Source organism: Aquipseudomonas alcaligenes NBRC 14159 (genome assembly GCF_000467105.1).
Taxonomy (GTDB): Bacteria; Pseudomonadota; Gammaproteobacteria; order Pseudomonadales; family Pseudomonadaceae; genus Aquipseudomonas; species Aquipseudomonas alcaligenes.
The window spans coordinates 55,008-80,842 of the sequence record NZ_BATI01000016.1; the positions used below are offsets into that span (position 1 = coordinate 55,008).

Consider the following 25,835-nt stretch of genomic DNA (forward strand, 5'->3'; position numbering starts at 1 on the left):
TCAGGCGAGGTAAAGCGTCCGACGGAATAGGCTGGCGAGGCCTTGGTAATAATAATACTGTGTATGCATACAGTATTTGTAAGTCCTCGCCATGTCCGTCCCTATCCCGCCGCGCGGCCGCGGCACCGCCAGCAATCCGCATAATCGTTTCGCCCCGACCCGCAGCCAGGCCGAGGACGATGGCTGGTTTCAGGCCGAGACGCCGCCCTGTCGTGCCACCGAGGTGCGTGCCGAGCGGGCGAAGACGGTGATCACCCGCAACCAGTCGCCGGACGTCGGCTTCGACCGTTCGGTGAATCCCTATCGCGGTTGCGAGCACGGCTGCATCTACTGCTTCGCCCGGCCGACCCATGCCTACTGGGACCTGTCGCCGGGCATCGACTTCGAGACCCGGCTGATCGCCAAGACCAACCTGGCCGAACGCCTGGAGGAGCAGCTGAGCAAGCCCGGCTATGTGCCGCAGCCGATTGCCCTGGGCATCAATACCGACGCCTACCAGCCGATCGAGCGCGAGCAGCGCCTGACCCGCCAGGCGCTGGAGATCCTGCTGCGCTACCGCCACCCGCTGCACCTGATCACCAAGAGTTCGCTGATCCTGCGCGACCTCGACCTGTTGCAGGAGCTGGCCGCGCGCAACCTGGTCAGCGTGGCGCTGAGCCTGACCACCCTGGACGACGAGCTGAAACGCATCATGGAGCCACGCACCGCCTCGCCCGGGGCGCGCCTGCGCACCCTGCGCGAGCTGCGCCAGGCCGGCGTGCCGGTCGCGGCGCTGGTGGCGCCGATCATCCCGATGATCAACGACATGGAGCTGGAGCGGATTCTCGAGGCGGCCCGCGATGCCGGCGCCAGCTCGGCCGGCTATGTGCTGCTGCGCTTGCCGCTGGAGATCGCCGAGCTGTTCGAGGAATGGCTGCGCGCGCACTTTCCCGAGCGCGCCGAACACGTCATGAGCCTGATCCGCCAGTCGCGCGGCGGCAAGCACTACGACAGCCGCTTCGGCACCCGCATGCGCGGCGAGGGCGCCTTCGCCGACCTGCTGGCGCAGCGTTTCGCCCTGGCGCGCAAGCGCCTGGGCCTGGAGCGCCGCGACTTCGTGCTGGATTGCAGTCAGTTCGCCCCGCCCGGTCGTCAGCTGGCCCTGTTGTGAGCGAATTGTGACTCGATGCGGCTGGCGGCTGTCCGCATGCCAGGTCGATAATCCGCGCCAGCGCAACGGTTCAGCACGAGGTAGACGCAATGCCCTACAAGCACAACGCCATTCCCCTGCAGGCGCGCACCGCGCCGGAAAGCGCCGACGAGGCGCTGAATGCCATCGTCGGCGGCTTCAAGCGCTTCCGTACCGAGGTGTTTCCGCAGCAGGAGGAACTGTTCAAGGCGCTGGCCAGCGCGCAGAACCCGCGTGCCATGTTCATCACCTGTGCCGACTCGCGCATCGTGCCCGAGCTGATCACCCAGAGCGCGCCGGGCGACCTGTTCGTCACCCGCAACGTCGGCAACGTGGTGCCGCCGTACGGGCAGATGATGGGTGGCGTGTCCACCGCCATCGAATACGCGGTGCTGGCCCTGGGCGTGCAGCACATCATCGTCTGCGGCCACTCCGACTGCGGCGCGATGAAGGCGGTACTCAACCCGCAGGGCCTGGAACGCATGCCCACGGTGAAGACCTGGCTGCGCCACAGCGAGGTGGCGCTGCGCGTGGTCGAGGAAAACTGTGGCTGCGACGGCCACGACACCCTGGGCATCCTCACCGAGGAGAACGTGGTGGCCCAGCTCAACCACCTGTCCACTCACCCCTCGGTGGCGGCCAAGCTGGCCAGCGGCCAACTGTTCATCCATGGCTGGGTGTACGACATCGAGACCAGCGCGATCCGCGCCTACGATGCCGAGCGCGGCACCTTCCTGCCACTGGATGGCGAGGTGGTGCCGATGGCGACGCCCAAGGCGCGCTACCCGCAGCAGTGAAATGACGAGGCCCGCAGATGCGGGCCTCGGCGCATTCAGGCACTCACCGGCAGGCCCAGTTCGACACCCAGCTGGCGCGACAGGCATGGCCAGTTCTGCCAGGCCGCCACTGTCTGCGGGTTGCTCAGGCGCGTGCGGTACTCCTGTACCGAGCTCTGCTGGAACACCTGCTCATCGAGCAGCTCGTCCACTGCATGGTGCACGGCCTCGTCCAGCTGGTTGGCGAAGGGCTCGCCGATCAGCTGGTGAGCGATCACATTGGCAACCGTGGTATCCAGCGGAATCAGCGGCTGGCCGAGGTGAGTGATGTAGCGATCGTTGACCTCCTCGACCAGGCGATGGGCCAGGTAGGCCTCGTCGAGCAGGGCGTCCAGGCCCTGGTGACCCTCCAGGATGCTCGGCGGGCTGAGGAAGAACTGCTCGGCCAGTTTCAGCACCGGTTTCACCTGCGCCTCGATCCCGGCCTCGCGGGCCACCGCATGGGCGGCGTCCAGTACATCCGGTACCTGCTCGACGTAGGAGGTGACGAAACGCGTGAGTACGCCATGAGCATCACTGGCGGGCAGCTGGATGGTCGGGTGCAGCAGATCGAGCTGATGCTGCAGTTGACGCGCCAGCGCACCGCTGCTGGCTTCCTGAACGAGGGCGAGCTGAATCTGTTCGCGTAGGGCGGGCGTATTCATGACGGCTCCGGAAGGGACATGAGAGTTGCAAACGAGAATTCACCTTAGCTGGCCGAGGGCTGCCGCTAAGATCGGATTGTCATAATTATTTAACGGTTATTCGTCGTCGCTATATGGAGACAGCCTGTTCTTTTTTCCAGCCCGCGCAGCCCCTGGCCTGGGCGGGGTGAGCGGAAATCGGGCGTTATTTTTCTGACTGCGTTGTGATGTCGCACTCCCTGTCTATACTCGAAATCGCAAGGCGTTACCTGATGGAACCGGACGGGCTGCGGCACGGAGAGGTTTCGACAGTGGTAGCCAGCAGTATCGGCAAGGTCGATCCCTGAGCCGCGGGCTTTAGCCGGCGGGATAACAAGAACAACGAGGGGAACCCGCAATGATGCGACATCCACGAGTCTGGATGGGCCTCCTGCTGTGGTTGGCATTCAGCTCGGCGCAGGCCGAGTGGGCAGTGAACATGCTGCCGGGTGCCACCGAGGTCAGTCGTTCAGTCTTCGACCTGCACATGATCATCTTCTGGATCTGCGTCGTGATCGGCGTGGTGGTGTTCGGCGTGATGTTCTGGTCGATGCTGATCCACCGCCGCTCCACTGGCCAGAAGCCCGCCCACTTCCATGAAAGCACCACGGTGGAGATTCTCTGGACCGTCGTGCCTTTCGTTATCCTGGTGGTGATGGCGGTACCGGCGACCAAGACGCTGATCGAGATCTACGACACTTCCGAGTCGGAGCTGGATATCCAGATCACCGGCTACCAGTGGAAGTGGCACTACAAATACCTGGGCCAGGACGTCGAGTTCTTCAGCAACCTGGCGACCCCGGCCGCGCAGATCCACAACCAGGCCGACAAGGGGGAGCACTACCTGCTGGAGGTGGACGAGCCGCTGGTGGTGCCGGTGGGCACCAAGGTGCGCTTCCTGATCACCGCGGCCGACGTGATCCACTCCTGGTGGGTGCCGGCGCTGGCGGTGAAGAAGGACGCCATTCCCGGCTTCGTCAACGAATCCTGGACGCGCATCGAGGAGCCCGGCATCTACCGTGGCCAGTGCACCGAACTGTGCGGCAAGGACCACGGCTTCATGCCGGTGGTGGTCGAGGCCAAGAGCAAGGAAGACTTCGCCAAATGGCTGGCCGTGCGCAAGGAAGAGGCCGCCAAGCTCAAGGAGCTGACCACCAAGGAGTGGACGCTGCAGGAGCTGGTCGAGCGCGGCGACAAGGTCTATCACACCGCCTGCGCGTCCTGTCACCAGGCCGAGGGCCAGGGCCTGCCGCCGATGTTCCCGGCACTCAAGGGCTCGAAGATCGCCACCGGGCCCAAGCAGGGTCACCTCGACATCGTCTTCCACGGCAAACCCGGCACCGCCATGGCCGCGTTCGGCAAGCAGCTGTCGGAAGTGGATATCGCCGCCGTCATTACCTACGAGCGCAACGCCTGGGGCAACGCCATGAACGACATGGTCACCCCGCAGGAAGTGCTGGCGCTCAAGCAGGCCGAGGAGAAGTGACATGAGTGCAGTGATCGATCCGGGCCACGCTGGCCACGGTCATGCCGGGCATGACCACCACCACGGCCCTGCCAAGGGCCTGATGCGCTGGGTACTGACCACCAACCACAAGGACATCGGCACGATGTACCTGTGGTTCAGCTTCGCCATGTTCCTGCTGGGCGGGTCCATGGCCATGGTGATTCGCGCCGAGCTGTTCCAGCCCGGCCTGCAGATCGTGCAGCCGGAGTTCTTCAACCAGATGACCACCATGCACGGCCTGATCATGGTCTTCGGTGCGGTGATGCCGGCCTTCGTCGGTCTGGCCAACTGGATGATCCCGCTGATGATCGGCGCGCCGGACATGGCGCTGCCGCGGATGAACAACTTCAGCTTCTGGTTGCTGCCGGCGGCCTTCGGTCTGCTGGTCAGTACCCTGTTCACCGCCGGTGGCGGGCCGAACTTCGGCTGGACCTTCTACGCGCCGCTGTCGACCACCTACGCGCCGGAGAGCGTCACCTTCTTCATCTTCGCCGTACACCTGATGGGCATCAGCTCGATCATGGGCGCGATCAACGTGATCGCCACCATCCTCAACCTGCGCGCCCCCGGCATGACCCTGATGAAGATGCCGCTGTTCGTCTGGACCTGGCTGATCACCGCCTTCCTGTTGATCGCGGTGATGCCGGTACTGGCCGGCTGCGTGACCATGATGCTGATGGACATCCACTTCGGCACCAGCTTCTTCAACGCGGCCGGCGGCGGCGACCCGGTGCTGTTCCAGCACGTGTTCTGGTTCTTCGGCCATCCTGAGGTGTACATCATGATCCTGCCGGCCTTCGGCGCCGTCAGCTCGATCATCCCGGCCTTCGCGCGCAAGCCGCTGTTCGGCTACACCTCGATGGTCTATGCCACCGCGTCGATCGCCTTCCTGTCGTTCATCGTCTGGGCCCACCACATGTTCACCGTCGGCATCCCGCTGACCGGCGAGCTGTTCTTCATGTACGCCACCATGCTGATCGCCGTGCCCACCGGGGTGAAGGTGTTCAACTGGGTGAGCACCATGTGGCAGGGCTCGATGACGTTCGAGGCGCCGATGCTGTTCGCCGTGGCGTTCGTCATCCTGTTCACCATCGGCGGCTTCTCCGGGCTGATGCTGGCCATCGCCCCGGCGGACTTCCAGTACCACGACACCTACTTCGTGGTGGCGCACTTCCACTACGTGCTGGTGCCCGGGGCGATCTTCGGCATCTTCGCCTCGGCCTACTACTGGCTGCCCAAGTGGACCGGCCACATGTATGACGAGACCCTGGCCAAGCTGCACTTCTGGATGAGTTTCATCGGCATGAACCTGGCGTTCTTCCCGATGCACTTCGTCGGCCTCGCTGGCATGCCGCGGCGCATCCCGGACTACAACCTGCAGTTCGCCGACTTCAACATGCTCTCGTCGATCGGCGCCTTCACCTTCGGTGCGACCCAGTTCCTCTTCCTGTTCATCGTCATCAAGTGCATCCGTGGCGGCAAGCCTGCCCCGGCCAAGCCCTGGGATGGCGCGGAGGGGCTGGAGTGGACGGTACCCTCGCCGGCGCCTTACCACACCTTCAGCACCCCGCCGGAAGTGAAGTAGGAGCGCGGCCATGAGCGAAGCCCTGGACAACCGCCGTCTGGTCATTCGCCTGCTGGCGGTGGTGGTCGGCATGTTCGCCTTCGGCTTCGCCCTGGTGCCGATCTACGACGTGATGTGTCAGGCCTTCGGCATCAACGGCAAGACCGCCGGCGCCTATCAGGGCCAGCAGGCGGTGGACGAGTCGCGCCAGGTACGCGTGCAGTTCCTCGCCACCAACTCCGCCGACATGGTCTGGGAGTTTCATCCCAAGGCGGACGAGCTGACGGTGGTGGCTGGGGCGAGCAATGAGATGCTGTTCGTCGCCCACAACCCCACGGACAAGCCGATGACCGCCCAGGCCATCCCCAGCGTGGCGCCGTCCAAGGCCGCGGCCTTCTTCCACAAGACCGAGTGCTTCTGCTTCACCCAGCAGGTGCTGCAGCCCGGCGAGCGCATCGAGATGCCGGTGCGCTTCATCGTCGACCGCGACCTACCCAAGGATGTGAAGCACCTGACCCTGGCCTACACCCTGTTCGATATCACTGCGCGCAAACCGCCTGTCGCGCAGGTGACTCTTGCCCAGACAGCCCCTGACCGGGCGGCTCCATAAGGAGAATAAGAAATGTCGAGTCATGAGAACTACTACGTTCCCGCCCAGAGCAAGTGGCCGATCATCGCCACCCTGGGCATGCTGATCTCGGTCTACGGGGTCGGCACCTGGTTCAACGACATGAAGGCCGAGCGCGCCGAGTCCCATGGTCCGCTGATCTTCTTCGTCGGCGGCCTGCTGCTCGCCTGGATGCTGTTCGGCTGGTTCGGCAACGTGATCAAGGAGAGCCGTGGCGGCCTGTACAGCGCGCAGATGGACCGCTCGTTCCGCTGGGGCATGAGCTGGTTCATCTTCTCCGAGGTGATGTTCTTCGCCGCCTTCTTCGGCGCGCTGTTCTACATCCGCACCTTCGCCGGCCCCTGGCTGGGAGGCGAGGGCGACAAGGGTGTGAGCAACATGCTGTGGGAGGGCTTCGAGTACAGCTGGCCGCTGCTCAGCAACCCCGACTCCAAGCTGTTCCCGCCGCCAACGGCGGTGATCGACCCCTGGCACCTGCCGCTGATCAACACCATCTTGCTGGTGTCCTCCAGCTTCACCGTGACCTTCGCCCACCACGCGCTGAAGAAGAACAAGCGTGGCCCGCTCAAGGCCTGGCTGGCGCTGACCATTCTGCTGGGCGCGGCCTTCCTGGTGCTGCAGGTCGAGGAATACATCGAGGCCTACACCGAACTGGGTCTGACCCTCGGCTCGGGCATCTACGGCGCCACCTTCTTCATGCTCACCGGCTTCCACGGCGCCCACGTGACCCTGGGCGCGATCATCCTCACGGTGATGCTGGTGCGCATCCTCAAGGGCCATTTCGATGGCGACAAGCACTTCGGATTCGAGGCGGCCAGCTGGTACTGGCACTTCGTCGACGTGGTCTGGCTGGGCCTGTTTATCTTCGTCTACGTGCTCTAGGGAGGGTCACCAGGTCACGTGGCTGACCAGTTGGCCGCTGTAGAAGCCCCAGGCAATTAGCGCCACGGTGATGGCGGTGAGGACCACGCGAACGCTCAGCGAGTTGACCACACGCAAACCGCGGCCTTCGTCCCTGACCAGGAAGAACAGGCCGCTGAACAGGCTGACCAGGGTGGCCAGCAGCAGGAGGATGATCGCGGCCTTGAGCATGCGTGACTCCGGGGGATGGGGGAGATGGTGTGCAGTTCGAGTATAGCCAGACGATTCGGGGGCAGGCCGTGACAGGCTTTCGCCCGGGCTGGTGGCCCAGCATCGCGGCGGCGCTGCTGCTGCCGTTGCTGCTTGGCCTCGGGTTCTGGCAGCTGTCGCGGGCCGAGGAGAAGCGGGCGTTGCTCGCCGACTTTGCCGCCCGCGAGCATGCCGAGCCGATGAGCGTCGCCGAGCTGGAGCGGCGTGCCGACCTGGCGCACCTGCGCATCCGCCTGCGCGGCCAGTTCGACGAGCAACACAGCCTGCTGCTGGATAACCGCCAGCGCGGCGGCAAGGTTGGCGTCGAGCTGCTGCAACCCTTCTACGACCAGGCCTCCGGCCTGTGGCTGCTGGTCAACCGCGGCTGGCTGCCCTGGCCGGACCGGCGCACGCCGCCACAGTTCACGACTCCCGAGCAGCCGCTGGAGCTGCTGGCGCGGGTGCATGTGCCGGTTGGTGAGCCCTTCCAGTTACAGGCCGACCCCGCCAGCGGTGACTGGCCGCGACTGATCACCGCCGTCGAGCCGGAGCAGCTGTGGCGTCAGCTCGGCCGTGGCGGTCTGGCCTACGAGGTGCGCCTGGAGCCCGGCCCCGCTGCCTACCAGGCCGAGTGGCCGCTGCTGGCCATGAGCCCGGACAAGCACACCGGCTACGCCGTGCAGTGGTTCGCCCTGGCCGCCGCCCTCGTCGGCCTCTACCTCTATCTCGGTATCCACACTTCAAGACAATCCGCGCGGGAGAAATCGCATGAGCCCAGCCATGAGTCCGGCCCTTTCCACTCCTGAAGCACCGCGTGCGCGCGGGCGCTGGCAGCTGATCCTGCTGCTGCTGGTGGCCATCGGCCCGATGATCCTCGCCACCGCCATGTACCAGTGGCGCTTCTGGGTGCCGGACAGCCGCAATTACCACGGCGCCCTGATCGGCGATGGCAGCCAGCTGGCCGATATCGGCGTGCAGGGCGCCGCCCAGGAACGCTGGCAGCTGTTGGTCACCACGCCCGGCGACTGCGCCGAGGATTGCCGCCAGCTGGTGTATGCCGCCCGGCAGATCCACATCGGCCTCAATCGCGAGGCTGCCCGTGCCGCCCACGGCCTGGCAGTCAGTCGCCCACTGGCGGCCGATTACGACCAGCAGTTGCAGCGCGAATACCCGCAGCTCGGCCGCTACGTGCTGGACAGCCTGAAGTACGACAAGGCGGTGCCGGCAGGCCAGGGTGCGCAGCTGTGGATAGTCGACCCGCACGGCAACCTGGTGCTGCGTTACGACGCCAAGAGCAAGGGCAAGGACATCCTCACCGACCTGCGCTTGCTGCTGAAGCTCTCGCAGATCGGTTAGGCGGCCAGCACAACAACAAGAGAGGCCCCGGATGAGTGATCGCAAGACCCTGCCCGGCTATCGCCTGGCCCTGTTCGCCACCGCCCTGGCGGTGGTCGTGGTGCTGCTCGGCGCCTACACCCGACTGACCCATGCCGGTCTTGGCTGCCCGGACTGGCCCGGTTGCTACGGCTTCATCGGCGTGCCGATGAGCGAGCACAAGCAGGCCGTTGCCGAAGCGCGCTTCCCCGAGGCGCCGGTGGAGGTGGAGAAGGGCTGGAACGAGATGGTCCACCGCTACTTCGCCGGCAGCCTCGGCCTGGTCATCCTCGGCCTGGCCGTGCAGGCCCTGCGTCGTCGCGGCCAGGACGGCCAGCCACTGAAGTTGCCGCTGCTGCTGCTCGGCGTGGTGATCGCCCAGGCTGCCTTCGGCATGTGGACGGTGACCCTGCAGCTCTGGCCGCAGGTGGTCACCGCGCACCTGCTCGGCGGCTTCGCCACCCTGTCGTTGCTGTTCCTTCTGTGCCTGCGCCTGTCCGCTGCGTTGCCGGTCCTGCCGGCGATATCGCGGCGGTTGCGGGCGCTGGCGGGCCTGGCCCTGCTGCTGGCCGTGGGCCAGATCGCCCTGGGTGGCTGGGTCAGCTCCAACTATGCGGCGGTGGCCTGCGTCGACCTGCCGACCTGTCACGGCGAGTGGTGGCCGGCGATGGACTTCGCCAACGGCTTCCACCTGACCCAGCACATCGGCCCCAACTACCTCGGCGGCCAGCTCGACAGCGACGCGCGCACCGCCATCCACATGACCCACCGCCTCGGCGCGCTGGTGCTCAGTCTGGTCCTGCTGCTGCTGGCCTGGCGCCTGCGTGCCGCCGGCCTCGCTCGCCTGGCCGGCCTGCTGCTGCTGGCCCTGGCCGTGCAGGTCAGCCTGGGCGTGAGCAACGTGCTGCTGCACCTGCCGCTGGCGGTGGCGGTGGCGCACAACGCCGGCGGCGCCGCGCTGCTGCTGGTACTGGTGCTGATCAACTATCGCCTGCGGGCGCATCCCCTGGCGGCGCATAGCCGGGAGCCGGCCGATCTGGCCGCCACCCGCCTCGCCCCGCTGGGTAAATAAGAAGGAGAGATGCCATGGCTACTGTGCTGCGAGCCCACTCCGAAGCCGCCAGCTGGCGCGACTATCTGGAGCTGACCAAGCCGAAGGTGGTGCTGTTGATGCTGATCACCTCGCTGGTCGGCATGTTCCTCGCCACCCGCGCCGGCGTGCCCTGGACCGTGCTGGTGTTCGGCAACCTCGGTATCGGCCTGTGTGCCGGCGCGGCGGCGGCGGTCAACCACGTGGTGGACCGGCGCATCGACTCGATCATGGCGCGCACCCACAAGCGTCCGGTGACCGCCGGACGGGTCACGGTGCCGGCGGCGCTGGGCTTCGCCCTGCTCCTGGCGGTGGCCGGCCAGGCGCTGCTGCTGGCCTTCACCAACGAGCTGACCGCCTGGCTGACCCTTGCCTCGCTGCTCGGCTATGCGGTGCTCTATACCGGTTTTCTCAAGCGCGCCACGCCGCAGAACATCGTCATCGGCGGCCTGGCCGGCGCCGCGCCGCCGCTGCTCGGCTGGGTCGCTGCCACCGGGCACCTGAGTGCCGAGCCGCTGCTGCTGGTGCTGATCATCTTCGCCTGGACCCCGCCGCATTTCTGGGCCCTGGCCATCCACCGCAAGGAGGAATACGCCAAGGCCGACATCCCCATGCTGCCGGTGACCCATGGCGAGCATTACACCAAGGTGCACATCCTGCTGTATACCGCCGCGATGCTCGCCGTGACCCTGCTGCCCTATGCCATCCACATGAGCGGACCGCTCTATCTCGTGGCTGCACTGCTGCTCGGCGGGCGCTTCATGTTCTGGGCCTGGGTGCTGTACCGTGACAGCCGACCGCACGCGGCGATCAACACCTTCAAGTACAGTATCTGGTACCTGTTCCTGCTGTTCATCGCCCTGCTCGTCGACCACTACCTGCTGCTCAACGTGTAGCGTGCCGAACCCAAGAGAGATTTCATGAGCCGTACCCAGAAGACCGTCATCGTCCTCGCCGCCTTCGTCGCCCTGGTGCTGGGGCTTACCGTCAACAAGGTGCTGAACAGCAAGGGCGACGGCACCGACAAGGTGGCGATGCTCGATGCCGGTATCGTCCTGCTGCCGCAGAGCCGCAGCCTGCCGGGCCTGGCTCTGACCGACCAGGACGGCCAGCCGGTGCAGCTCGATCAGCTCAAGGACAAGTGGAGCCTGCTGTTCTTCGGCTACACCTTCTGCCCGGACATCTGCCCGGCGACCCTGGCGCAGCTGCGCCAGCTGCAGGGCATGCTGCCCGCCGAGGCCAAGGACAAGCTGCGCGTGGTGCTGGTGACGGTCGACCCGCACCGCGACACCCCCGAGCAGCTGAAGAAATACCTGGGCTTCTTCGATGCCGGGTTCCAGGGGCTGACCGGTGCCCAGGCCGATATCCAGAAGCTGGCCAGCGCCGTCAGCATCCCCTTCATCCCCGCGGATACCAGCAAGGAAAACTACACCGTCGACCACAGCGGCAACCTGGTCATCATCGGTCCGGATGGCAGCCAGCGTGGTTTCATCCGTGCGCCGCTGAACAACGACAAGCTGGCCGCGCAGTTGCCGCAGTTGCTGCTCAGCGACGGCTGAGGACAGCGCGCCAGGGAGGGCGCAGATGATCGATACCCGCTACTGTTCGCGCCTGGGGGCCGGCGCCGCTTTTTGCGGCGCCCTGCTGCTGACGTTGGGTACCTCGCTGCACCCGATGCAGGCCGCGCCCTGGGACGCCGCCGCGGCCTTTGCCGAATACGCCGCCGACCACCACTGGCTGGCCAGCCATCTGATCCAGCTGCTGGGCGTGCTGCTCGGGGTGCTCGCCCTGCTGGCGCTGAGCTGGCGCCTGCGCGCCGGCCAGTCCGGGGTCTGGGCGTTGTTCGGAGCGGCCTGCGCCCTGGCCAGCCTGGCCCTGGCTTTTGCCCTGCAAGCGGTGGATGGCGTGGCGCTGAAGTTGATGGTCGACCAGTGGGCGCACGCCGAGGAGCCACTCAGGAGCCAGCTGTTCGCCGCCACCTTCGGCGTACGGCAGATCGAGGCGGGACTGGCCGCACTGTTCGGTCTGAGCTTTTCCATCAGTCTGCTGTTGTATGCGCCGGCGCTGTGGCTGAGCCGCCCGGCGCCGCGTGGCCTGGCGCTCGGTGTGCTGCTGGCGGGTGGTGCCAATCTGCTGGCCGCCCTGCTGCAGGGCCACGATGGCTTCTCCGAACGAGCAATGAACTGGAGCATGCCCGCCTCGCTGCTTGCCCTGCTCTGGTTCTTCTGGCTGGCGGTCTGGCTCTGGCGCCAGCCGGAATGAAAAAAGCCCGCTCGATGAGCGGGCTTTTCGTTGGCAGCTGACGCGATCAGAACGCCGGGACAACGGCACCCTTGTACTGGTCGGCAATGAACTTCTTCACTTCCGGAGTGTGCAGGGCCTTGGCCAGCTTCTGCAGATCGGCGTTGTCCTTCTTCTCGGCGGTGGTCACCAGGATGTTGACGTAGGGCGAGTCGGCGCCTTCGATCACCAGGGCGTCCTTGGTCGGGTTGAGGCCGGCTTCCAGGGCGTAGTTGGTGTTGATCAGGGCCAGGTCGACCTGAGCCAGCACGCGCGGCAGGGTGGCCGCTTCCAGTTCACGCACCTTGATGCCCTTCGGGTTCTCGGCGATGTCCTTGACGGTGGCGGTGATGCCGGCGCCGTCCTTCAGCTTGATCACGCCGGCCTTCTGCAGCAGCAGCAGGGCGCGACCGCCGTTGGTGGCGTCGTTGGGGATCACCACCTGAGAGCCTTCGCTCAGTTCGTCGAGCTTCTTGATCTTGCTCGAGTAGGCGCCGAAGGGCTCGACGTGCACGCCGGCGATGCTCACCAGGGCGGTGCCACGCGAGGCGTTGAACTCGTCCAGGTACGGCTGGTGCTGGAAGAAGTTGGCGTCCAGGCGGCCTTCGGCAACCTGTACGTTGGGCTGTACGTAGTCGGTGAAGACCTTGATCTTCAGTTCGACGCCCTCTTTGGCCAGGGCCGGTTTGACGAATTCGAGCAGCTCCGCGTGCGGCACGGCGGTGGCCGCGACACTGATCTCGCCAGCGTGCGCGGCGGCGGAGGTGAGGGCCGCAGCGGCGGCCAGGGCAGTCAGCAGTTTCTTCATGTTCAGCTCCTTGTGGGATATGGCGCGGGGTCCGACGGGTGGCCGGTCGCCCGCTGTTCTAGGTGTGGCGAAATCGTTTATTTGCGCGAGAAGTGGATGACCAGCCTGTCGCCGACCATCTGCAGCACCTGCACCAGGATCAGCAGGAGGATGACGGTGACCGCCATCACGTCCGGCTGGTAGCGCTGATAGCCGTAGCGCACGGCCAGGTCGCCGAGGCCGCCGCCGCCGATCAGGCCGCTCATCGCGGTGTAGGACACCAGGGTGATGGCGGTCACGGTGGTGGCCGCGATCAGCCCCGGCAACGCCTCCGGCAGCAGGGCGCGGAAGATGATCTGCAGGGTGCTGGCACCCATCGCCTGGGTCGCCTCGATGATGCCGCGATCCACCTCTCTCAAGGCGGTCTCCACCAGGCGCGCGAAGAACGGCGTGGCGCCCACCACCAGCGGCGGGATCGCGCCGGCGACGCCCAGCGAGGTGCCGGTGATCAGCACGGTCAGCGGGATCATCAGGATCAGCAGGATAACGAACGGCACCGAGCGCAGCACGTTCACCACCAGCGACAGCAAGGCATACAGCGCGCGCTGTTCGAACATCTGCCGCGGGCCGGTGAGGAACAGCAGCACGCCCAGCGGCAGGCCGAGCAGCACGGTGAACAGGGTGGCGCCGCCGAGCATGTTGAGGGTGTCGAGGCTGGCGTAGCCGATCTCCTGCCAGTCGACATTGGGCAGCCAGCGGGTCAGCAGGGACTCGATCATCGCAGCACCTCCAGATGCACGTCGGCGGCCTGGAAGCGCGCCAGCGCGGCGTCGATGTCGCCGCCAGTCAGGGCCAGGGTCAGCTGGCCGTAGGGGGTATCCTTGATGCGGTCGATGCGCCCGGCCAGGATGCTGTAGTCCACCCCGGTCTCGCGCGCCACGGTGCCGAGCAGCGGCGCGTAGGTGGCCTCACCCTGGAAGGTCAGGCGCAGGATGCGGCCGTCGACATGGGCGAAGTCGTCGCGCTGCTCGTTCTCGTCGACCTGCTCGTCTTCCAGCACGAAGCGGCGCGTGGTCTCGTGCTGCGGGTGGAGGAACACCTGGGCCACCGGGCCCTGTTCGACGATGCGCCCGCCGTCCATCACCGCCACCTGGTCGCAGACCCGACGGATCACGTCCATCTCGTGGGTGATGAGGACGATGGTCAGGCCCAGCTCGCGGTTGATCTCGGCCAGCAGTTGCAGGACCTGGGCGGTGGTCTGCGGGTCCAGTGCGCTGGTGGCTTCGTCGCAGAGCAGGATCTTCGGCCGGGTGGCCAGGGCGCGGGCGATGCCGACGCGCTGCTTCTGGCCGCCGGACAGCTGCGCGGGGTACTTGTCGGCATGCTCGGTGAGGCCGACTCGGGCCAGTAGTTCGGCGACGCGCTGGTTGATCTCGGCGCGGCCCAGTTCGCCAGCCAGCTCCAGCGGCATGGCCACGTTGGCGGCCACGGTCTTCGACGACAGCAGGTTGAAGTGCTGGAAGATCATCCCGACCTGGCGACGGAAGCGGCGCAGGCCGGTGGCGTCGAGGGCGGTGACGTCCTCGCCGGCGACCAGGATGCGGCCGGCCGAGGGCTCCTCGAGGCGGTTGATCAGGCGCAGCAGGGTGCTCTTGCCGGCGCCGGAATGGCCGATCAGGCCGAACACCTGACCCTGCTCGATGCGCAGGTCGGTGGACTGCAGGGCGGGAACGTCCCGCCCGGAGACCCGATAGGTCTTCTGGACGTGGTGGAACTCGATCACTGAGCGAACCTTGTGGGTACGTTGAAGGCTGTCTGCCGGCAGGCAGGTGGTGCCGGCGATTTCAGCAAGCGTAGGCGGTTGGCCGAAAGCCGGGCATTTTAGCCGCTTTGTTTATGCGGTCTTAGTCTTTATTGGCCTGAATTGCTATCAGAAAGGCATAAGCAAGCAGGGCGGGTACACCCCGCGGGTCTACCCGCGCGGGGTGCACCCGCCCTGCACTGTCCTGCCGCCGGAGGTCAGCCGTTGCTTTGCGGGCTGAGCACCAGGCGCGGCTCCTGATCCGGCTTGAGCACCGGCGAGAACTGCGGCGAGAAGCCCGGGTCGAGCTTCTTGATCCGCGCCGAGAGCAGCGCGGCGACGAAGGGATAGTCCTTGGCCTCGCGCACTTCCAGGCGTACCGCGCAGTCGAAGGCGACCACGTCGGCGGCGACCTGGTCGAGCAGGTTGCGCAGGCTGTCGCGGTCGTTGGCGTCGAGCATCGGCATGGGCACGCTGCTGCTGGCGGCGGCCGGGTCGATCAGGCGTGCACGCGGTGCGGCGGCCACGGCCGGTTTGGCGGCTTCGACCTTGGCCACCGCGGGCGCTGGGGCAGCGGCAGGTTGCGCGGCGGCAGCCTGCTGGGCTGCCTCGCGCTCGGCTGCGGCTTTCTCCTCGGCCAGCTGCTGCTGGCGGGCGCGCTCGGCCTCTTTCCTGGCGATGGTCGCTTCGGCCTCGCGCAGGCGGCGTTCGACATCCTCGCGCCGCTCCTCGGGGGCTTTCGCCTCGGCAGGCTTGGCCACCGGCTGTGGCTTGGCTGCCGCGACCGGCGCCGCTGCCGGCTTGGCGCTGCCGCCCTCGGCGACGACGGCCTGATACTGCTGGCGGAATGTCGGAGAGGTGGCGGCCAGGTGGCGCTCGCCCTTGGCCAGGGTGGCGCCGGCGCCGGCCTTGTCGCCGGCCTGCAGTTGCTGGCGGCCCTGCTGCAGGTAGGCGCTGGCCAGCTCACGCTGGTACTGGCCGATGCGCACATCGTTGCTCGCGGTGCGCTGGCGCAGGGCGTCCAGGCCGGCTTCAGCGGCCTGCAGCTCGCCACGGGCGATCTGCGCCGACACCTGGTTGAAGCCTTCGACCAGCTCGTCCACGGTCCAGTAGTCGGCGCGGGCTTCGCCCAGCAGCAGGCTCAGGGCGAGCACTGCAAGATAACGGTTGCTTGGCTTGTTCATTATGTGACCCGCTGGTTCTGTTTCGTTTTGGGCTGGGCAAAAAACGCCCAATCCTAGCGGGCCCGACGCGGCAGGGCAAAGCCTGCGAGGAAAATTGCTGCGGCTGATACCACGATAGAAGGCCCGGCTGGCGTGTCCTGGAACCAGGAGAGGCTCAAGCCCGCGGCTACCGCGAGCATGCCGAGCAAACTGGCACCTATCGCCATCTGCTCCGGGGTGCGTGCGTGGCGCTGGGCGGCGGCGGCCGGGATGATGAGCAGCGAGGTGATCAGCAGCACCCCGACTATCTTCATCGCCACGGCGATGACCACGGCGATCAGCAGCATCAACGCCAGGCGCAGGGCGGCCACCGGCAGGCCCTCGACCCGCGCCAGCTCCTCGTGCACGGTGATTGCCAGCAGGCGCCGCCACAGCGGCAGCAGCAGGGCCATGACCAGCGCACTGCCGCCCAGAATCCACAGCAGGTCCTCATGGCTGACGGCCAGCAGATCGCCGAACAGGTAGGCCATCAGGTCGATGCGCACTTCGTCCATAAAGCTCAGTACGACGAGCCCTAATGACAGAGTGGTCGGTGCCAGGATGCCCAGCAGGGTGTCGGAGGCCAGCGGCTGGCGCTGCTGCAGGGTGACCAGCAGCACGGCCAGCAACAGGCAGCCGGCGGTTACCGCCAGGGTCGGGCTGAGGTCGAGCAGGAAGCCCAGGGCCACGCCGAGCAGCGCAGCGTGCGACAGGGTGTCGCCGAAATAGGCCATGCGCCGCCAGACCACGAAGGAACCGAGCGGGCCTGCGACCAGGGCCAGGGCCAGGCCGGCGAGCAGGGCGTTGAGCAGAAAATCGGGCATCAGTGTTTGCAACCTGGGCCGTGGACATGAGCCGGGCCGTGGATACGCAGGCCCGGTTCGTTGACCACCGCGCCATGCAGGTCATGGCTGTGGTCGTGGTGGTGGTGATAGATGGCCAGGCTCTTAGCGTCCTGGCCGAACAGCTCGACGAAGGCCGGGTCGGCGCTGACCTGCTCCGGGTGCCCCGAGCAGCACACATGGCGATTCAGGCAGACCACCTGGTCGGTGGCGCTCATCACCAGATGCAGGTCATGCGAGACCATCAGCACGCCGCAGCCATGGCGGTCGCGCAGTTGAGTGATCAGGCGGTACAGCTCGGCCTGGCCGGCGACGTCGACGCCCTGCACTGGCTCATCCAGCACCAGCAGCTGGGGCTCGCGCAGCAGGGCGCGGGCCAGCAGCACGCGCTGCAGCTCGCCGCCGGAGATGCTCTGCAGCGGGCTGTCGATCACCTGGCTGGCGCCGACTTCGGCCAGCGCAGCCGCCGCGGCGCTGCGGTCGACACCCGGTACCAGGCGCAGGAAGCGCAGCACCGAGAGCGGCAGGGTCGGATCGACATGCAGTTTCTGCGGCATGTAGCCGATGCGCAGGCGCGGCTTGCGCTGCACGCTGCCGCGGTCCGGCTTGAGCAGACCGAGCACGGTGCGCACCAGGGTGGTCTTGCCGGCGCCGTTGGGGCCGATCAGGGTGACGATCTCGCCGGCGCGCAGGCTCAGTTGCACGTCCTGCAGCACGTCCTGGCCGGCAAAGCCGACACTGACGCCGTCGAGGCGAATCAGCGCATCGCTCATGCCGCCCCCTGGCAGCCGGCGCACAGGCCGACTACTTCCACCGTCTGGCTCTCCACGGCGAAGCCGACGGCGGCGGCGCCGGCGACGATGGATTGGCTGATGGCCGGCAGCTCCAGCTCGATGGCCGCATGGCAGGCCTTGCAGATGAGGAACTGGCCCTGGTGCAGTTCGCCCGGGTGCACGCAGCCGATGAAGGCGTTGAGCGAGGCGATGCGGTGCACCAGGCCGTTCTCCAGGAGGAAATCCAGCGCCCGGTAGACGGTGGGCGGCGCGGCACGGCGGCCGTCTTCCTCGCTCAGTACGCCGAGGATGTCGTAGGCGCCCAGCGGCTTGTGGCTGGCCCAGACCAGTTCCAGCACGCGCTTGCGCAGCGTGGTCAGGCGCGTGCCCTGTTTCGCGCACAGGGCCTCGGCCTCGGCCAGGGCATCGGCCACGCAGCGCGAATGGTCGTGTGGCAGGCAGGCGAGCGGAGTGTTGCTGGTCAGGGGCTTGAACATGACGGGGACGTCCGGGTGAAGAGACGTTATTCTATTACTCTTTGCCCGCCGAGTGTTGTTCCGTGTCGCGCCTCCTTGTTCTGCTCCTGCTCTGTCTCACCGCCCTCTCCGCCCGCGCCGAAGTGCGCGTGCTGACCAGCATCAAGCCGTTGCAACTGATCGCCGCCGCCATTCAGGGTGATGCCGGACAGGCCGAGGTGCTGCTGCCACCCGGCGCCTCGCCGCATCACTTCGCCCTGCGCCCGTCCGATGTGCGGCGGGTCGCGGACGTCGACCTGCTGTACTGGGTTGGCCCGGACCTGGAAGGTTTCCTGCCGCGCGTACTGGCGGGGCGCGACAAGCCCAGCGTGGCCGTGCAGGAGTTGCCGGGCATGACCTTGCGCCACTTTGGCCAGGCGGCGCATGGCGAAGACGAGCACCACGACGAGCATGACGATCACGACCATGATCACCGCCCCGGCAGCCTGGATGCGCACCTCTGGCTGCTGCCGGCCAACGCGCGGGTGATCGCCGCGAAGATGGCCGCCGACCTGGCTGCGGCCGACCCGGCCAATGCCGCGCTGTACCAGGCCAACCTGCAGGCCTTCGAGCAGCGCCTGGGCACGCTGGATGGTCGCCTCAAGACGCGCCTGGCGCCGCTGGCCGGCAAACCGTTCTTTGTCTTCCACCAGGCTTTCGACTATTTCGAGAGCGCCTATGGCCTGCAGCATGTCGGCGTGTTCACCGCCGCCAGCGAGGTGCAGCCCGGCGCCCGCCACGTGGCGGCGATGCGCGAGCGGCTCAAGGCGACCGGACCGGCCTGCGTGTTCAGCGAGCCGCCGCTGCGCCCGCGCCTGGCCGAGACGCTCTCCGCCGGCCTGCCGGTGCGGCTGGCCGAGCTGGATGCGCTGGGCGCCGAGGCAGGCAGCTACGAGCAGTTGCTGGAGGCGCTGGCCGGGCAACTGGCCGGCTGCCTGGAAGGCCTCTGATGCGCCGCCGGCGGCTGCTGTGGGCGGCGGTGACGCTGTCGCTGATGGGCCTGAGCGCGCTGCTGGGCTGGCACGCCGCACGCTGGCAGGCCGGGCTGACGGACCTGCTGTGCGCCGGCGACTTCCGTGATTACCGCGTCGGTGTTGCCCTTGAGGATGGCGCCGGCATCACCCTGCCGGCCGGTACCCGCCTGCGTCTGCGCTTCTGCGAGTACAACGCGCAGGCGCAGCTGGAGCTGCTGATCGACAAGGGCGAGTTCGACCAGTTGCAGCCGCTCGCCCATCCTGCGGCTGAGCGCTGGCTGTACAGCCTGCAGCCGGTCTCAGAAGGCGAACGGTAGCGCCAGGCCGACCTGCTGGCGCTGCGCCAGGCGGCGCTGGAACTCGCCGGGGTCCTTGACCAGCACATCGCGGCCCTGGAAACGGCGGGCGGCGATCAGCCTGGAAAGCCAGAAGCGCAGGCAGGCGATGCGCAGCATGGCCGGCCACAGCTCGGCCTCGGCGCGGGTGAAGGGCCGCAGCGCGGCATAGGCGCCGAGCAGCGCCTGGGCGCGCGGCCCGTCGAGGCGCTGGTCGGCTGCCGAACACCAGTCGTTGAGAGTGATCGCCAGGTCGTAGAGCATCGGTCCCGAGCAGGCGTTGTAGAAGTCGATCACCCCGGCCAACTGGTTGCCGTCGAACAGCGCGTTGTCGATGAACAGGTCGGCATGCAGGTTGGCGCGCGGCAGGGCGAGGATGCGCGTCTTCAGTTCGGCCACCTCGTGCAGGCTGTCGCGCAGCAGCGGCAGCTGTTCGTCATGCAGCTCCAGGGCCAGCACCGGGCCTTCTTCGAGCATCCAGTCGAGGCCGCGGTCGCTGCGCCGTTCCAGAATATGCTCGCGGGTCGCCAGGTGCAGGCGCGCCAGCCAGGCGCCGATTTCCGCGCAGTGGTGGGCGTTGGGCTGGCTGACGTGCTTGCCGGCCAGGCGCGGCTGCAGCAGCGCCGGCTTGCCGGCCAGTTCGCGCAGGGCCTCGCCGCCTTGCGTCGGCACCGCATAGGGCACCGGCAGGCCGGCCTGGTGCAGGCGCTCCAGCAGTTCGATGAAGAACGGCATGTCGGCGCGCGGCCCGCGCTCCACCAGGGTGAGGACGAACTCGCCGCCTTCCAGGCTGATGAAGAAGTTGCTGTTCTCGCTGCCGGCGGCAATGCCCTGGAAGTCCTTCAGGCGGCCGAGCCCGTAGGGTTCGAGGAAGGCTTCCAGCTCTGGGCGTTCGAGGGGCGTGAAGACGGACATGGGCTTACCAGCTGAAGATTTCCCAGGCGGGAATCAGCATGTCCGGCTGGTCGGAGCGGATGAAGTTGCCTTCGCTGCCGTCGGCACGCACCAGGAAGTACGGCTTGCCGTTCTTCGGCGTGACCTTGATGGCGTAAAGGAAACCGTTCTGCCGGTACTCGGTGATGGTCTTGTCGCCATCCTGGCGGATGGTCACGTCCGGGTCGCCGGTGACTTCTTCCTCGGCCAGGGCGAGCATTGGGCTGGCGGCCAGCAGGGTGGCCAGGGTCAGGCGGGTGAGCAGGCGCATGGTAACCTTGTTCCTTTCTTCAGGTTGATGCAGCCATTCTAGCGCTCGCACCCGGCAAAAGGTTGACTCCAAGCATGTCCAAGGCCCCTCTCGTTCTGGTCGACGGTTCCTCCTACCTGTACCGCGCCTTCCACGCCCTGCCGCCACTGGCCAACTCCAAAGGCCTGCAGACCGGTGCGGTGAAGGGCGTGCTGAACATGCTCAAGAGCCTGCGCAAGCAGTACCCGGACAGCCCCTTCGCCGTGGTGTTCGACGCCAAGGGCCCGACCTTCCGCGACGAGATGTTCGAGCACTACAAGGCGCACCGCCCGCCGATGCCCGAGGAGCTGCGCGGCCAGGTCGAGCCGCTGCACGCCGCCGTGCGCGCCCTCGGTTACCCGCTGCTGTGCGTGGAAGGCGTGGAGGCCGACGACGTGATCGGCACCCTGGCCCGGCAGACCGCCGCGCTCGGCCGCGACGTGGTGATCTCCACCGGCGACAAGGACATGGCCCAGCTGGTCTGCCCGCACGTCACCCTGGTCAACACCATGACCGGCAGCGTCTACGACATCGAGGGCGTGCGCGAGAAGTTCGGCGTCGGTCCCGAGCTGATCATCGACTACCTGGCCCTGATGGGCGACAAGGTGGACAACATCCCCGGCGTGCCGGGGGTCGGCGAGAAGACCGCGCTGGGCCTGCTGGTCGGCGTCGGCGGCGGCCTCGACGTGCTCTACGCCAGCCTGGACAAGGTGCCCGAGCTGCCGATCCGCGGCGCCAAGACCCTGCCGGCCAAGCTCGCCGAGCACAAGGACATGGCCTTCCTGTCCTACCAGCTGGCGACTATCAAGACCGATGTCGAGCTGGACGTCGGCGTCGACGATCTGCACCCCGGCGAGCCGGACCGTGCGGCACTGGTCACCCTGTATACCGAACTGGAGTTCAAGGGCTGGCTCGACGAGCTGCAGCGCCAGCAGCCCAAGGCCCGTCCGGCCACGGTGGCGGCGCCGACCGGTGGCCTGTTCGATGCGCCCGAGCCTGCTGCCGTTGCCGCCCAACCGGCCAGCGAATCGCGCTACGAGACGGTGCTGGAGCAGGCGCGCTTCGACGCCTGGCTGAAGAAGCTGGAGGCCGCCGAGCTGATCGCCTTCGACACCGAGACCACCAGCCTCGACCCGCAGCAGGCCCAGGTGGTCGGCGTGTCCTTCGCGGTGGAGGCCGGCGAGGCCGCCTATGTGCCGCTGGCCCACTCCTACATGGGCGTGCCGGCGCAGCTGGACCGCGACGCGGTGCTCCGTGCGCTCAAGCCGATCCTGGAAGACCCGGCCAAGGCCAAGGTCGGTCAGCATGCCAAGTACGACATGAACGTACTGGCCCACGCGACCACGCCGATCGAGGTGCAGGGCGTGGCCTTCGACACCATGCTGGAGTCCTATGTGCTGGATTCCACGGCGACCCGCCATGACATGGACAGCCTGGCCATGAAGTACCTGGAGCACAGCACCATCCGCTTCGAGGACATTGCCGGCAAGGGCGCCAAGCAGCTGACCTTCGACCAGATCGCCCTGGAGCAGGCCGGGCCTTACGCCGCCGAAGACGCCGACGTGACCCTGCGTCTGCACCAGACCCTGTGGGCCAGGCTGCAGGCCACGCCGAGCCTGGCCAAGGTGCTCAAGGACATCGAGATGCCGCTGGTGCCGGTGCTGGCGCGTATCGAGCGCAACGGCGCGCTGGTCGATGCCAAGCTGCTCGGCCAGCAGAGCCTGGAGCTCGGCGAGCGCCTAGTGGCGCTGGAGCGCCAGGCCTTCGAGCTGGCCGGCCAGGAGTTCAACCTCGGCTCGCCCAAGCAGCTGGGTGCCATCCTCTACGACAAGCTCGGCCTGCCGGTGCTGAGCAAGACCGCCACCGGCCAGCCGTCCACCGCCGAGAACGTGCTGGCCGAACTGGCCGAGCAGGACCATGCGCTGCCCAAGTTGCTGATGGAATACCGCAGCCTGAGCAAGCTGAAGAGCACCTACACCGACAAGCTGCCGGAGCAGATCAACCCGCGCACCGGGCGCATCCACACCAGCTATCACCAGGCGGTAGCGGCCACCGGGCGGTTGTCGTCGACCGACCCGAACCTGCAGAACATCCCGATCCGCACCGCCGAGGGCCGGCGTATCCGCCAGGCTTTCGTCGCGCCCGCAGGCTACAAGCTGATGTCGGCGGACTACTCGCAGATCGAGCTGCGCATCATGGCGCACCTGGCCAAGGACGAGGGCCTGCTGGATGCCTTCCGTCACGACCGCGACGTGCACCGCGCCACCGCCGCCGAGGTGTTCGGCGTGCCGCTGGAGCAGGTCAGCTCCGACCAGCGCCGCAGTGCCAAGGCGATCAACTTCGGCCTGATCTACGGTATGAGCGCCTTCGGCCTGGCCAAGCAGATCGGCGTCGACCGCAAGCAGGCGCAGGCCTATATCGACACCTATTTCGCCCGCTACCCCGGCGTGCTCGCCTATATGGAGCGCACCCGCGAGCAGGCGACCCAGCAGGGCTATGTCGAGACCCTGTTCGGCCGCCGCCTGTACCTGCCGGACATCCACGCGAAGAACCCGGCCCTGCGCAAGGGCGCCGAGCGCACGGCGATCAATGCGCCGATGCAGGGCACCGCGGCGGACATCATGAAGCGCGCGATGATCGCCGTGGACCAGTGGCTGCCGCAGTCCGGGCTGGATGCGAAAGTCATACTGCAGGTGCACGACGAACTGGTGCTGGAGATTCGCGAGGATCAGATCGAAGCGCTGCGCGCCGGCCTGTTGCCACTGATGAGCGGCGCCGCCGAGCTGGACGTGCCGCTGGTGGTCGAGGCTGGGGTAGGCAACAACTGGGACGAGGCGCACTGAGGCGTTGCGGCATAAGGTCGCAGGTTTGTTGCTGTATCGACTAAGAACGGACCTGCTTATCGCAATGCGATTTAAAAAAATCTGAACTATTGCTGCGCAAGGGGGGTCAGAGATCGTGAATGGCAACGAAGCCCTTCGATGCTCCTGTGTTTTAATGTTGGCAGATCTCTGAACCCCGCCCTAGCGGTTCAGAATTGAACCCCGGTCTTCTCCCTCCCCATACGAAGCCCGGGGTTTTTTTTGCCCGGCGAAAGCCTGCGGACCGACATCAGCCCCACTGGCAGGGGTTTCAGCCGGTCGTGAGGTGCAGGGTCAGGCGTCCTGTTGCGCCTCTTCTTCCTCTATCAGTCCCAGCCACTGGGCCAGTACCAGCTGGGCTTCGTCCACGCCCTGGCGCTTGGGCGCGGAGAACAGTTGGATGCTGGCGACCCCGTCGCCCCAACCCTTGCGGATTTCCTGGCGGACCTTGAGCAGAGTGTTCTTGGCTGCGCCGAAGGTCAGCTTGTCGGCCTTGGTCAGCAGGATATGCAGCGGCATGCCGCTGGCCTTGCACCAGTCGAGCATCATGTTGTCGAACTCGGTCAGCGGATGACGGATGTCCATCATCAGCACCAGCCCGCACAGGCTTTCGCGGCTGCCCAGGTAGGCTTCCAGGTGCTTCTGCCAGTGCTGCTTGAGCGGAATCGGTACCTTGGCGTAACCGTAACCCGGCAGGTCGACCAGGCGGCGCTCGTCATCCAGGCGGAAGAAGTTGAGCAACTGGGTACGACCCGGGGTCTTCGAGGTACGCGCCAGGTTGGCGTGGGTCAGGGTGTTCAGCGCGCTCGACTTGCCGGCGTTGGAGCGGCCGGCGAAGGCCACTTCCAGGCCCTGGTCGTCCGGGCACTGGTCGACCTTGGCGGCGCTGATGAGGAAGGTTGCCTGCTGGCACAGGCCGAGAATGGGGTTCTTGGATGACATGGGGAGTCCGTATGGGCGGGGAGCCGGAACGCGTGGCGGCGCCAGGGGGCGCGGCATGCTGTCGCTTCCGTTTCAGCGACGCCAGTATATAATGCCGCAGATTTTGTGTGCGCTTTGTCCTTCCGCCGGGAACGAGACAGAACCCGCTGCGCGACCAGACGCAGGCCGTTCCCTCCCTGATTGAGGTTTGGCTATGAAGAAAGTGCTGATCGTCAGTGCAGCGTTACTGTGGTTGTCGGGTGCCGCGAATGCGGCGCAGGATCCGGAAGCGGTTTATGCCAAGGCCTGTGCGGCCTGCCACAATGGTCAGTTGCCGATGGCGCCCAAGCGGGGCGACAAGGCGGCCTGGGAACCCAGGCTGGCCAAGGGTACGGATGCACTGGTACAGAGCGTTACCAACGGTTTGAATGCCATGCCACCTCGTGGCCTGTGCATGGATTGCAGTGCCGAGGACTACCAGGCCGTCATCAAGTTGATGAGCGAGTAGTCCCACAAGAACCTGTTCGCGATCTGTTGTGTGTCGGTCATGCGCGGTTGAAAACAGGCTCGGATGCAGATTTGCCCTCGGTGAACTCTGCGCTTCCCCGCCTGTTTTTGCCTAGTCTGGCCTTAGCCTGCAAGATCCAGAACAGGTTCAAAGAAAACCAAATTACCTCTAGCCGTTATTGGATTAGCTGATGAACAAAGTACTCGTGAGTCTCCTGTTGAGCCTGGGTGTCTCCGTGGCAGCGCAAGCCGCCGACGCTGGCAAGATCGTCGGCGATGCCGAAGCCGGCAAGGCCAAGGTCGCCGTCTGCGGTGCCTGCCATGGCGCCGACGGCAACAGCGCCGCGCCGAACTTCCCCAAGCTGGCCGGCCAGGGCGAGCGCTACCTGCTGAAGCAGCTGCATGACATCAAGGGCGGCAAGCGCACCGTGCTGGAGATGACCGGTATTCTGGACAACCTCAGCGACCAGGACATGGCCGATATCGCCGCCTACTTTGCCGGTCAGAAGATGAGCGTCGGCGCCGCCGATCCCAAGCTGATCGAGCGTGGCGAGGCGCTGTTCCGTGGCGGCAAGCTCGCCGAGGGCATGCCGGCCTGCACCGGTTGCCATTCGCCGAACGGCGCCGGTCTGGCTGCCGCGGGCTTCCCCAAGCTGGGTGGCCAGCACGGCCAGTACGTGGCCAAGCAGCTGACCGATTTCCGCGAAGGCAACCGTACCAACGACGGCGACGCCATGACCATGCGCGCCATCGCCGCCAAGCTGAGCAACAAGGATATCGAAGCGGTATCCAGCTATATCCAGGGCCTGCACTAAGAACCCGCTTACGATCTGCTGCGCGTCGGAAAGACTGCGTTGAAAGCGGCTTCGGAATGCT

The 25,835-nt window shown here is 66.6% G+C and carries 29 protein-coding genes; 17 read left to right on the forward strand and 12 right to left on the reverse strand.

The window, feature by feature from the left end:
- Window positions 1-91: 91 nt before the first annotated feature.
- A complete protein-coding gene (locus tag PA6_RS10400; protein ID WP_021700874.1) occupies window positions 92-1,150 on the forward strand; it encodes a PA0069 family radical SAM protein in 1,059 nt (352 codons plus the stop codon).
- 89 nt (window positions 1,151-1,239) lie between these two features.
- Complete coding sequence (locus PA6_RS10405) at window positions 1,240-1,965, forward strand: carbonic anhydrase (RefSeq protein WP_021700875.1); 726 nt, start codon at window positions 1,240-1,242, stop codon at window positions 1,963-1,965.
- Window positions 1,966-2,000: 35 nt separating this feature from the next.
- On the opposite strand, the gene PA6_RS10410 is transcribed toward PA6_RS10405, so the two are convergent.
- Window positions 2,001-2,648: a hypothetical protein gene (locus PA6_RS10410; RefSeq protein WP_021700876.1), complete on the reverse strand. Its 648-nt coding sequence runs from the start codon at window positions 2,646-2,648 to the stop codon at window positions 2,001-2,003.
- A gap of 376 nt (window positions 2,649-3,024) precedes the next feature.
- Here PA6_RS10410 and coxB point away from each other — a divergent pair, with 376 nt between their 5' ends.
- Genes coxB through PA6_RS10430 form a run of 4 tightly spaced genes read left to right on the forward strand, consistent with a single transcriptional unit; the run spans window position 3,025 to window position 7,247 of the window.
- Entirely contained in the window at window positions 3,025-4,152 is a 1,128-nt protein-coding gene (gene coxB / locus PA6_RS10415; RefSeq protein ID WP_081693970.1) for a cytochrome c oxidase subunit II, read from the forward strand.
- Between the two features lies 1 nt (window position 4,153).
- Complete coding sequence (gene ctaD, locus PA6_RS10420) at window positions 4,154-5,758, forward strand: cytochrome c oxidase subunit I (RefSeq protein ID WP_021700878.1); 1,605 nt, start codon at window positions 4,154-4,156, stop codon at window positions 5,756-5,758.
- Between the two features lie 10 nt (window positions 5,759-5,768).
- Entirely contained in the window at window positions 5,769-6,347 is a 579-nt protein-coding gene (locus PA6_RS10425) for a cytochrome c oxidase assembly protein (RefSeq protein ID WP_021700879.1), read from the forward strand.
- A gap of 12 nt (window positions 6,348-6,359) precedes the next feature.
- Window positions 6,360-7,247, forward strand: coding sequence for a cytochrome c oxidase subunit 3 (locus PA6_RS10430; RefSeq protein WP_021700880.1), 888 nt, complete (start codon window positions 6,360-6,362; stop codon window positions 7,245-7,247).
- 6 nt (window positions 7,248-7,253) lie between these two features.
- Here PA6_RS10430 and PA6_RS10435 read toward each other — a convergent pair whose 3' ends face one another.
- Entirely contained in the window at window positions 7,254-7,457 is a 204-nt protein-coding gene (locus PA6_RS10435) for a twin transmembrane helix small protein (RefSeq protein WP_021700881.1), read from the reverse strand.
- A gap of 68 nt (window positions 7,458-7,525) precedes the next feature.
- Here PA6_RS10435 and PA6_RS10440 point away from each other — a divergent pair, with 68 nt between their 5' ends.
- The 6 genes from PA6_RS10440 to PA6_RS10465 are packed head-to-tail and all read left to right on the forward strand — an operon-like array spanning window position 7,526 to window position 12,201.
- Window positions 7,526-8,281 (forward strand): SURF1 family protein, encoded by a 756-nt coding sequence (locus tag PA6_RS10440; protein WP_043216550.1) that lies wholly within the window; start codon window positions 7,526-7,528, stop codon window positions 8,279-8,281.
- Window positions 8,256-8,831: a hypothetical protein gene (locus tag PA6_RS10445; RefSeq protein WP_021700883.1), complete on the forward strand. Its 576-nt coding sequence runs from the start codon at window positions 8,256-8,258 to the stop codon at window positions 8,829-8,831. The genes PA6_RS10440 and PA6_RS10445 overlap by 26 nt, the downstream gene beginning before the upstream one ends.
- A 31-nt stretch (window positions 8,832-8,862) precedes the next feature.
- The gene (locus PA6_RS10450; protein ID WP_021700884.1) at window positions 8,863-9,921 is read left to right on the forward strand and encodes a COX15/CtaA family protein; all 1,059 of its coding nucleotides are present in this window, start codon (window positions 8,863-8,865) and stop codon (window positions 9,919-9,921) included.
- A 14-nt stretch (window positions 9,922-9,935) separates the two neighbouring features.
- A complete protein-coding gene (gene cyoE, locus PA6_RS10455) occupies window positions 9,936-10,835 on the forward strand; it encodes a heme o synthase (RefSeq protein ID WP_021700885.1) in 900 nt (299 codons plus the stop codon).
- A gap of 24 nt (window positions 10,836-10,859) precedes the next feature.
- Window positions 10,860-11,498, forward strand: coding sequence for an SCO family protein (locus tag PA6_RS10460; RefSeq protein WP_021700886.1), 639 nt, complete (start codon window positions 10,860-10,862; stop codon window positions 11,496-11,498).
- Between the two features lie 25 nt (window positions 11,499-11,523).
- Window positions 11,524-12,201: a hypothetical protein gene (locus PA6_RS10465; RefSeq protein ID WP_021700887.1), complete on the forward strand. Its 678-nt coding sequence runs from the start codon at window positions 11,524-11,526 to the stop codon at window positions 12,199-12,201.
- Window positions 12,202-12,247: 46 nt separating this feature from the next.
- Here the strand turns inward: PA6_RS10465 and PA6_RS10470 are convergent, their stop codons facing one another.
- From PA6_RS10470 to PA6_RS10500, 7 genes are all read right to left on the reverse strand, one after another.
- Window positions 12,248-13,027, reverse strand: coding sequence for a MetQ/NlpA family ABC transporter substrate-binding protein (locus tag PA6_RS10470; RefSeq protein ID WP_021700888.1), 780 nt, complete (start codon window positions 13,025-13,027; stop codon window positions 12,248-12,250).
- A 77-nt stretch (window positions 13,028-13,104) separates the two neighbouring features.
- Window positions 13,105-13,785, reverse strand: coding sequence for a methionine ABC transporter permease (locus PA6_RS10475; RefSeq protein ID WP_021700889.1), 681 nt, complete (start codon window positions 13,783-13,785; stop codon window positions 13,105-13,107).
- Complete coding sequence (locus PA6_RS10480) at window positions 13,782-14,789, reverse strand: methionine ABC transporter ATP-binding protein (RefSeq protein WP_021700890.1); 1,008 nt, start codon at window positions 14,787-14,789, stop codon at window positions 13,782-13,784. The genes PA6_RS10475 and PA6_RS10480 overlap by 4 nt, the downstream gene beginning before the upstream one ends.
- Window positions 14,790-15,025: 236 nt before the next feature.
- The gene (locus PA6_RS10485; RefSeq protein WP_021700891.1) at window positions 15,026-15,991 is read right to left on the reverse strand and encodes a hypothetical protein; all 966 of its coding nucleotides are present in this window, start codon (window positions 15,989-15,991) and stop codon (window positions 15,026-15,028) included.
- Window positions 15,992-16,044: 53 nt separating this feature from the next.
- Complete coding sequence (gene znuB / locus PA6_RS10490; RefSeq protein WP_021700892.1) at window positions 16,045-16,833, reverse strand: zinc ABC transporter permease subunit ZnuB; 789 nt, start codon at window positions 16,831-16,833, stop codon at window positions 16,045-16,047.
- The gene (znuC, locus tag PA6_RS10495; RefSeq protein ID WP_021700893.1) at window positions 16,833-17,624 is read right to left on the reverse strand and encodes a zinc ABC transporter ATP-binding protein ZnuC; all 792 of its coding nucleotides are present in this window, start codon (window positions 17,622-17,624) and stop codon (window positions 16,833-16,835) included. The genes znuB and znuC overlap by 1 nt, the downstream gene beginning before the upstream one ends.
- On the reverse strand, window positions 17,621-18,121 hold the full coding sequence (locus PA6_RS10500) for a Fur family transcriptional regulator (protein ID WP_021700894.1): 501 nt from the start codon (window positions 18,119-18,121) through the stop codon (window positions 17,621-17,623). Before PA6_RS10500 ends, znuC begins: the two co-directional genes overlap by 4 nt.
- Window positions 18,122-18,183: 62 nt before the next feature.
- On the opposite strand from PA6_RS10500, the gene PA6_RS10505 reads away from it, so the two are divergent.
- Both PA6_RS10505 and PA6_RS10510 read left to right on the forward strand, forming a co-directional pair.
- A complete protein-coding gene (locus tag PA6_RS10505; protein WP_043216537.1) occupies window positions 18,184-19,089 on the forward strand; it encodes a zinc ABC transporter substrate-binding protein in 906 nt (301 codons plus the stop codon).
- Window positions 19,089-19,430 carry a hypothetical protein gene (locus PA6_RS10510; RefSeq protein WP_021700896.1) on the forward strand — a complete coding sequence of 114 codons (342 nt, stop codon included), beginning with the start codon at window positions 19,089-19,091 and terminating at the stop codon, window positions 19,428-19,430. Before PA6_RS10505 ends, PA6_RS10510 begins: the two co-directional genes overlap by 1 nt.
- Here PA6_RS10510 and PA6_RS10515 read toward each other — a convergent pair.
- Window positions 19,413-20,363, reverse strand: a complete 951-nt coding sequence (locus PA6_RS10515; RefSeq protein ID WP_021700897.1) for a homoserine kinase — start codon at window positions 20,361-20,363, stop codon at window positions 19,413-19,415. The two genes, PA6_RS10510 and PA6_RS10515, sit on opposite strands and share 18 nt — an antisense overlap.
- Before the next feature lie 4 nt (window positions 20,364-20,367).
- The gene (locus PA6_RS10520) at window positions 20,368-20,652 is read right to left on the reverse strand and encodes a DUF2782 domain-containing protein (protein ID WP_021700898.1); all 285 of its coding nucleotides are present in this window, start codon (window positions 20,650-20,652) and stop codon (window positions 20,368-20,370) included.
- Window positions 20,653-20,726: 74 nt separating this feature from the next.
- Here PA6_RS10520 and polA point away from each other — a divergent pair, with 74 nt between their 5' ends.
- Window positions 20,727-23,513 carry a DNA polymerase I gene (gene polA / locus PA6_RS10525; RefSeq protein ID WP_021700899.1) on the forward strand — a complete coding sequence of 929 codons (2,787 nt, stop codon included), beginning with the start codon at window positions 20,727-20,729 and terminating at the stop codon, window positions 23,511-23,513.
- A 312-nt stretch (window positions 23,514-23,825) separates the two neighbouring features.
- Here the strand turns inward: polA and yihA are convergent, their stop codons facing one another.
- The gene (gene yihA / locus PA6_RS10530; RefSeq protein ID WP_021700900.1) at window positions 23,826-24,473 is read right to left on the reverse strand and encodes a ribosome biogenesis GTP-binding protein YihA/YsxC; all 648 of its coding nucleotides are present in this window, start codon (window positions 24,471-24,473) and stop codon (window positions 23,826-23,828) included.
- Between the two features lie 193 nt (window positions 24,474-24,666).
- Here yihA and PA6_RS10535 point away from each other — a divergent pair, with 193 nt between their 5' ends.
- Both PA6_RS10535 and PA6_RS10540 read left to right on the forward strand, forming a co-directional pair.
- Complete coding sequence (locus PA6_RS10535; protein WP_021700901.1) at window positions 24,667-24,960, forward strand: c-type cytochrome; 294 nt, start codon at window positions 24,667-24,669, stop codon at window positions 24,958-24,960.
- 190 nt (window positions 24,961-25,150) lie between these two features.
- Window positions 25,151-25,774 carry a c-type cytochrome gene (locus tag PA6_RS10540; RefSeq protein WP_021700902.1) on the forward strand — a complete coding sequence of 208 codons (624 nt, stop codon included), beginning with the start codon at window positions 25,151-25,153 and terminating at the stop codon, window positions 25,772-25,774.
- Window positions 25,775-25,835: the final 61 nt, after the last annotated feature.

What these genes read in the sequence shown, in the direction of transcription:
- coxB (WP_081693970.1), top strand. Translation starts at nt 3,025, where the DNA reads ATGATGCGACATCCACGAGTCTGGATGGGCCTCCTGCTGTGGTTGGCA.
- PA6_RS10400 (WP_021700874.1), top strand. Translation starts at nt 92, where the DNA reads ATGTCCGTCCCTATCCCGCCGCGCGGCCGCGGCACCGCCAGCAATCCG.
- PA6_RS10500 (WP_021700894.1), bottom strand. Translation starts at nt 18,121, where the DNA reads ATGTTCAAGCCCCTGACCAGCAACACTCCGCTCGCCTGCCTGCCACAC.
- PA6_RS10535 (WP_021700901.1), top strand. Translation starts at nt 24,667, where the DNA reads ATGAAGAAAGTGCTGATCGTCAGTGCAGCGTTACTGTGGTTGTCGGGT.
- ctaD (WP_021700878.1), top strand. Translation starts at nt 4,154, where the DNA reads ATGAGTGCAGTGATCGATCCGGGCCACGCTGGCCACGGTCATGCCGGG.
- PA6_RS10425 (WP_021700879.1), top strand. Translation starts at nt 5,769, where the DNA reads ATGAGCGAAGCCCTGGACAACCGCCGTCTGGTCATTCGCCTGCTGGCG.
- PA6_RS10470 (WP_021700888.1), bottom strand. Translation starts at nt 13,027, where the DNA reads ATGAAGAAACTGCTGACTGCCCTGGCCGCCGCTGCGGCCCTCACCTCC.
- znuB (WP_021700892.1), bottom strand. Translation starts at nt 16,833, where the DNA reads ATGCCCGATTTTCTGCTCAACGCCCTGCTCGCCGGCCTGGCCCTGGCC.
- PA6_RS10405 (WP_021700875.1), top strand. Translation starts at nt 1,240, where the DNA reads ATGCCCTACAAGCACAACGCCATTCCCCTGCAGGCGCGCACCGCGCCG.
- cyoE (WP_021700885.1), top strand. Translation starts at nt 9,936, where the DNA reads ATGGCTACTGTGCTGCGAGCCCACTCCGAAGCCGCCAGCTGGCGCGAC.
- znuC (WP_021700893.1), bottom strand. Translation starts at nt 17,624, where the DNA reads ATGAGCGATGCGCTGATTCGCCTCGACGGCGTCAGTGTCGGCTTTGCC.
- PA6_RS10435 (WP_021700881.1), bottom strand. Translation starts at nt 7,457, where the DNA reads ATGCTCAAGGCCGCGATCATCCTCCTGCTGCTGGCCACCCTGGTCAGC.
- PA6_RS10540 (WP_021700902.1), top strand. Translation starts at nt 25,151, where the DNA reads ATGAACAAAGTACTCGTGAGTCTCCTGTTGAGCCTGGGTGTCTCCGTG.
- PA6_RS10460 (WP_021700886.1), top strand. Translation starts at nt 10,860, where the DNA reads ATGAGCCGTACCCAGAAGACCGTCATCGTCCTCGCCGCCTTCGTCGCC.
- yihA (WP_021700900.1), bottom strand. Translation starts at nt 24,473, where the DNA reads ATGTCATCCAAGAACCCCATTCTCGGCCTGTGCCAGCAGGCAACCTTC.
- polA (WP_021700899.1), top strand. Translation starts at nt 20,727, where the DNA reads ATGTCCAAGGCCCCTCTCGTTCTGGTCGACGGTTCCTCCTACCTGTAC.
- PA6_RS10510 (WP_021700896.1), top strand. Translation starts at nt 19,089, where the DNA reads ATGCGCCGCCGGCGGCTGCTGTGGGCGGCGGTGACGCTGTCGCTGATG.
- PA6_RS10410 (WP_021700876.1), bottom strand. Translation starts at nt 2,648, where the DNA reads ATGAATACGCCCGCCCTACGCGAACAGATTCAGCTCGCCCTCGTTCAG.
- PA6_RS10445 (WP_021700883.1), top strand. Translation starts at nt 8,256, where the DNA reads ATGAGTCCGGCCCTTTCCACTCCTGAAGCACCGCGTGCGCGCGGGCGC.
- PA6_RS10520 (WP_021700898.1), bottom strand. Translation starts at nt 20,652, where the DNA reads ATGCGCCTGCTCACCCGCCTGACCCTGGCCACCCTGCTGGCCGCCAGC.
- PA6_RS10475 (WP_021700889.1), bottom strand. Translation starts at nt 13,785, where the DNA reads ATGATCGAGTCCCTGCTGACCCGCTGGCTGCCCAATGTCGACTGGCAG.
- PA6_RS10450 (WP_021700884.1), top strand. Translation starts at nt 8,863, where the DNA reads ATGAGTGATCGCAAGACCCTGCCCGGCTATCGCCTGGCCCTGTTCGCC.
- PA6_RS10430 (WP_021700880.1), top strand. Translation starts at nt 6,360, where the DNA reads ATGTCGAGTCATGAGAACTACTACGTTCCCGCCCAGAGCAAGTGGCCG.
- PA6_RS10485 (WP_021700891.1), bottom strand. Translation starts at nt 15,991, where the DNA reads ATGAACAAGCCAAGCAACCGTTATCTTGCAGTGCTCGCCCTGAGCCTG.
- PA6_RS10515 (WP_021700897.1), bottom strand. Translation starts at nt 20,363, where the DNA reads ATGTCCGTCTTCACGCCCCTCGAACGCCCAGAGCTGGAAGCCTTCCTC.
- PA6_RS10465 (WP_021700887.1), top strand. Translation starts at nt 11,524, where the DNA reads ATGATCGATACCCGCTACTGTTCGCGCCTGGGGGCCGGCGCCGCTTTT.